5 protein-coding genes, 1 tRNA gene and 1 other annotated feature are annotated in these 5,733 nt (G+C 44.9%); all 6 genes read right to left on the bottom strand.

Features of this window, described 5'->3' with window-relative positions; all coding sequences use genetic code 11:
* The coding region (locus I6E26_RS10840) for a sugar transferase (protein WP_235321880.1) at positions 1-214 on the bottom strand (214 nt) is incomplete at its 3' end.
* Positions 215-491: 277 nt separating this feature from the next.
* Positions 492-710, bottom strand: a complete 219-nt coding sequence (locus I6E26_RS10835) for a hypothetical protein (protein ID WP_235321879.1) — start codon at positions 708-710, stop codon at positions 492-494.
* Between the two features lies 1 nt (position 711).
* Complete coding sequence (locus I6E26_RS10830; protein WP_235321878.1) at positions 712-942, bottom strand: DUF4160 domain-containing protein; 231 nt, start codon at positions 940-942, stop codon at positions 712-714.
* 97 nt (positions 943-1,039) lie between these two features.
* Entirely contained in the window at positions 1,040-2,464 is a 1,425-nt protein-coding gene (locus I6E26_RS10825) for a bifunctional folylpolyglutamate synthase/dihydrofolate synthase (RefSeq protein ID WP_235321877.1), read from the bottom strand.
* Positions 2,465-2,564: 100 nt separating this feature from the next.
* A complete protein-coding gene (locus tag I6E26_RS10820; RefSeq protein WP_235321876.1) occupies positions 2,565-5,231 on the bottom strand; it encodes a valine--tRNA ligase in 2,667 nt (888 codons plus the stop codon).
* A 43-nt stretch (positions 5,232-5,274) separates the two neighbouring features.
* Positions 5,275-5,496 (bottom strand) — a binding site (T-box leader).
* 11 nt (positions 5,497-5,507) lie between these two features.
* Positions 5,508-5,592: transfer RNA gene (locus tag I6E26_RS10815), tRNA-Leu, on the bottom strand.
* Between the last annotated feature and the right edge of the window lie 141 nt (positions 5,593-5,733).

Genomic DNA, 5,733 nt, shown 5'->3' with positions numbered 1-5,733 from the left:
ACATAGAACGAAATTTGTAACACAAAAAAGTTCTGCCTGACTTGCCTATACGATAGTCATTGAAAAATACCTTGCCTGGACTCTCCACCTTGATACATATAGCAACCAAGGCCATTATCAGCAGCACCAATGGAAGCATTGACAAGCATATAATCAAATCTAAACCTCGTTTTACATAGTCCTGCTTTTCATTTCTCAATTCACTAAATCCCATATCTCCCAAAATCTTCGCTCCAATGTGTTTATTTAAGACAAAGTTATTCAACTTATCCACACTGTCTAGTATACTACCACATTTGCCCCCCCCCACAAGACATTAGAGCGAATTTTTTCAAAATTCGAATCAAATGTCTTGTGAAATTCCTGCCCTATACAAAATCACGGCCCTCCTCTATGAAAGTTACATTTTTCCATCTAAAAAACTGCAACAAAAAAAGAGACTGCCAACACTAATTTAGTGTTGCAGTCCCCTTTATAAAAACAATGCTAGCTTAGAAGGCTTTCGCATAAAACGACTCAGCAATGTCTCTATCTGACGTTGTTTTTGAAACCTTATATAGAAAATCCGCATTTTCCTTTCCACACAATTTGACAGCATAATCATATTTGCTAATTGGAATCTTTTTCACGCCAAAAAACATATCATCTTCATTATGGAAATGAAGAAAAATATTTTTATTGGATTTACGCTTTTCTTCAATCGTACACATATCAATGCATCTCCTTCCATTCATTTTCTAGAAGATTTTTATGAGCTATTACCCATTGTACAACAGCTTCCTCATCCTTCTTACTTTTTAACTTACCAGCAAGAACACGCCCATTAAAAGCAATCGACATAGACTGCCCATTTTTGACAGCGTGCACATGAGGAATGTTGTGACCTCTTTCTTTACTTCTCATTTCTATTCTTGCACCATTTATCATGGCATATGTCGGCATATTCCGCTACCTCTTATATTATATCATAAAATTATATTTCAATCATGGTATGTATAGAGTTTTATGTAAACAAAATTTAATATCTTAAATTACGTTCTTATTTTATAAGCATTTCCCGCAAGGCTCCTATGAGATAAAGGGATCCTGCGCATATCAGCGTGGTTTCTTCTGGATTGCCTGCTTGCTCTGCCAAATCCTGGGCCCGTTTCAAGGCCTTTGCTGGCTCTGGTACAGCTTCCTTGGCCTCAGATACCACATATGGCAGTAGCTGCTCTGGCTCTGCTGCCCGCTGGGAATCTGGCGTAGTCATCACTACCACATCCTCTGGCCGCAGAAGATATTCCAACATGAATTTATAATCCTTGTCCTTCAAGATACCCAAAAGGAAAATTCTTTTGCTATGAGGGAAGTAATAATCAAGACTTTGCCGCAAGGTCTTGATACCTGCAGGATTGTGGGCACCATCAATCAGCACCTTATATGTATAGCCAGAGAGCAGTTCAAACCGCCCAGGCCAGATTACCTGCTTCATACCTTTTTTCAAGGCTTTCTGTGTGAAGCGCAAATCATTAGCTGCCACCACCATAAAGACCGCTGCCGCTAATCCACTGTTGGACACCTGGTGCAGTCCCAGCAAGGACAGCTTGTAATTCATATTGGCAAAAAGAGGATTTTTACCATTAAAAGCCACCAGCTGCTGACCAGCCTCACATTCATTGCAATCCAAATGCAGCTTGGAAAGAGCCTCCATCTGCATATCTGTCAAAGCTCTATCCTGCACACCATAGCCGGTAGCTCCCAGATTTGGCGGTATGGACAACTGTCCCAAAGGCTTCATAGCTTCTGCTGCAAAATCTCTGCCTGCCACATACAGATCGGCCTTTTTTTCCTGAGCCATCTTGGCAATAATTTCCAGAGCCTCACCCTCTGCCCCGGTTACTACAGGCACACCATCTTTGATAATACCAGCTTTATGGGTAGCAATACCTTCCATAGTACCGCCGCACTTATCTGCATGCTCAAAGGTTACATTGGTAATTACCGACACCTCTGGCACAATAACATTGGTAGAATCCAAGAGGCCACCTAAGCCTACCTCAATCACCGCATATTCTACCCCAGCTTTCTGGAAAAGCAGAAAAGCCGCTGCGGTAAGAACCTCAAACTGGGTAGGATGCTCATCTCCCTCTCCCTGCATAAATTCGCAAATATCCCGCACCACGCTAAGAGTCTCGGCAAATTGCTGCTTAGAAACAGGCTGGCCATCAATAACCATTCTTTCCGTATAAGAGGAAAGATGGGGAGAAATATACATACCTGTCCGAATCCCTGCCGCCTGCAAGCAGGAAGCCAGCATAGCTGTTACCGAACCTTTGCCGTTGGTACCTGTAACATGAATGGTTTTATATTGTTTCTGGGGATCTCCCAAAAGAAACATCAGCCTTTGGATTCTTGCCAAGCCCAGATTTACACCAAATACATTCAGATCCTCCAGATATTCCAGAGCTTCCTGATAATTCATATCCTTCCCTCCTCGAAATAATTCTGCCATATAAAATGATGTACCATAGCAGGCCTGTTTTGAGGCCCATCTATGGTACGATCATTGTTTTTATGTAAATTTACAGAGTTGCCAAATAGCTAAGGCGCTCCTTGACAGCAGCCTGCTTCTCCTGATAGCCCTTCAGCTTTTCCTGCTCACCAGCAACTACCTCGGCAGGAGCCTTGGCCAGGAAGCCCTGATTGCCCAGCTTTTTCTCCAGACGGCTAACTTCCTTCTCCAAAGTAGCCATTTCCTTGTTAAGGCGGGCAGCCTCCTTGTCCACATCAATCAGGCCCTTCAATGGCAGATAAATTTCTACGCCATTAACCACACCGGCCATAGCATTTTCTGGCTTCTCAGAACCAGCAGCCAGCATAGTAACAGGCTCTGCGGCAGCCAGTACAGTAAGATAGCCCTCATTGTCAGCAAATACCTGACGGAGAGATTCATCGGTAAAATTCAAAATAACCTCACTCTTTTTGCCAGGAGCTGCATTTACCTCCAAACGGAGAGCACGAATAGTCTTGATGGACTCCATAATAGCAGTCATGGCTGCCTCATCACCATCATTTATCAGCTGGGACAAAGCCTTTTCATCATTGCCAGGCCACTGGGATACCATAATGCTGATACCCTCATGAGGAATATGCTGCCAGATTTCCTCAGTAATAAATGGCATAAATGGATGCAAAAGACGCAGTGTGCCTTCCAGCACATAGCCCAATACATACTGAGCAGTCTGACGAGGGCGGAGATTTTCCTTGTCATAAAGTCTAGCCTTGGCCAGCTCAATATACCAGTCACAGAATTCATTCCAGATAAATTCATAAATCAAACGGCCTGCCTCACCCAGCTCAAACTTCTCCAGGTTGGCCGTAACGCCCTGAGCAGTCTTGGCGTAACGGGACATAATCCACTTATCAGCCAGGGTATAATCCTCCTCTGCTGGAACAAAGGACTTGTCAAAGCCCTCCAGATTCATCAGCATAAAGCGGGAGGCATTCCACAGCTTGTTAGCAAAATTTCTGGTGGCCACAACACGGTCATTGATAAATCGCATATCATTACCAGGAGTGTTGCCGGTAATCAGCATAAATCTCAAGGTATCAGCGCCATACTGGTCAATAACCTCTACTGGATCAATACCATTACCCAGAGATTTGGACATCTTCCGCCCCTGCTCATCTCTAACCAGACCATGAATGTAAACGGTCTTGAATGGGATATCCTTGCCAAATTCAAGTCCCATCATAACCATGCGGGCTACCCAGAAGAAAATAATATCATAGCCGGTAACCAAGGTGCTGGTTGGGTAGAACTGCTTCAGCTCAGGAGTCTCCTCTGGCCAACCCATAGTTTCAAATGGCCACAGACCGGAGCTGAACCAGGTATCCAGTACATCCTCATCCTGATGGAGATGCTTGCTGCCACATTTTGGACATACATCTATATCAGTACGGGAAACCGTGGTTTCGCCACAATCATCACAGTACCAGGCAGGAATCCGATGGCCCCACCACAGCTGACGGGAAATACACCAGTCACGAATATTGTCCAGCCAGTTGCAATAGATTTTGGTAAATCTCTCTGGTACGAATTTGATTTTGCCAGTCTTAACAGCCTCTACAGCAGGCTTAGCCAAGGAATCCATCTTGACAAACCACTGGGTAGAAATCATTGGCTCAATGGTGGAATGACAACGGGAGCAATGACCAACAGCATGCTCATGATCCTCTACAGATACCAAAGCACCTATCTCTTCAAGCTCCTTCACCAGAGCCTTACGGCACTCATAGCGATCCATGCCCTCATATTTGCCAGCACCCTCAGTCATTTTGCCAGTGTTGGAAATAACCTTTATCTGCTCTAAGTTGTGACGGAGACCCATTTCATAGTCGTTAGGATCATGGGCAGGAGTAACCTTTACGGCACCAGTACCAAAAGCAGAATCAACATATTCATCAGCAAAGAGAGGAATCTCTCTGTTCACTACTGGCAGAATCAGAGTTTTGCCAACCAGCTCAGTATAACGCTCATCAGCAGGATTTACAGCTACACCGGTATCGCCAAACATGGTTTCAGGACGGGTAGTAGCTACCTCAACGTATTTGTCCTCGCCCTTAATCTGATAGCGAATATGCCACAGATGACCGGCCTCAGTTTCATGCTCCACCTCAATATCAGAAATAGCAGTGTTACAATCTGGACACCAGTTGGTAATACGGGTTCCCTGATAAATCAAGCCCTTCTCATAAAGGCTGACAAAAACCTCGCGGACAGCCTTAGAACAGCCCTCGTCCATAGTAAAGCGCTCTCTGTCCCAATCCAGAGAGGAACCCAGGGAACGAAGCTGGCTCATAATACGGCTGCCAAACTTTTCCTTCCAATCCCAAACTCTCTCCAGGAATTTCTCACGGCCCAGCTCGTAGCGATTGGTGCCTTCTGCCCGCAGAGCACCCTCTACCTTGGCCTGAGTAGCAATACCTGCATGGTCACAACCAGGCATCCACAGGGTATTGTAGCCCTGCATACGGCGCCAACGAATCAAAATATCCTGCAAAGTGTTGTCCAATGCATGGCCCATGTGAAGCTGGCCAGTTACATTTGGAGGTGGGATAACAATGCTATATGGTTCCTTTTCTTCCTCTACAACGGCATGAAACAGCTTGTTTTCCTCCCAGAAGCCATACCATTTCTTTTCAAAGCTTTTGGGGTCATAAACCTTGGGGATATTATTCTCTTCCATGTTCTCAAACTCCTTTATTTCAAATCAAAAAGCTCTCCCGCCCAATAAGGGCGAAAGAGCATATCTTCCGTGGTACCACCTAAATTTGCACATGAACTATGTGCACACTCAAGACCTAACGCCGTCCAGCGTTCCAGCCTACCAGCAATCCTTCAGCCAGACAACTCCAAAGCTACCTTCCCTGCTGGATAGTAAAGGCTTTCACCAACCGCCTTTCTCTCTACACTCATCTGGAGCAGGTACTCCTCTTCTTCACAGTCTTTGTGGTATAAAATTTGGTGCGGACGAGAGGGGTCGAACCTCCACGCCTTGCGGCACTGGATCCTAAGTCCAGCGCGTCTGCCAGTTCCGCCACGCCCGCACATCAGCTTATATATTCTAGCATAATTTGAAGTTCCTTGTCAAATTTTTGACATAGAAAAGAACCTGGGCGGATTGTATAATTAAGTTGAACACTTAAAAATCCATAGCGAACCCTTGTGGTAAAATGTAGTTGCACAAA

It is taken from the genome of Anaerovibrio lipolyticus (assembly GCF_021531495.1).
In the GTDB taxonomy this organism is placed as follows: domain Bacteria; phylum Bacillota; class Negativicutes; order Selenomonadales; family Selenomonadaceae; genus Anaerovibrio.
Note: the sequence above shows the minus strand (reverse complement) of the source record. Positions and strands in the feature narration are given on the sequence as shown.

Coding starts and splice junctions, on each gene's coding strand:
- I6E26_RS10835 (WP_235321879.1), bottom strand. CDS start 710: ATGTGTACGATTGAAGAAAAGCGTAAATCCAATAAAAATATTTTTCTT.
- I6E26_RS10830 (WP_235321878.1), bottom strand. CDS start 942: ATGCCGACATATGCCATGATAAATGGTGCAAGAATAGAAATGAGAAGT.
- I6E26_RS10825 (WP_235321877.1), bottom strand. CDS start 2,464: ATGAATTATCAGGAAGCTCTGGAATATCTGGAGGATCTGAATGTATTT.
- I6E26_RS10820 (WP_235321876.1), bottom strand. CDS start 5,231: ATGGAAGAGAATAATATCCCCAAGGTTTATGACCCCAAAAGCTTTGAA.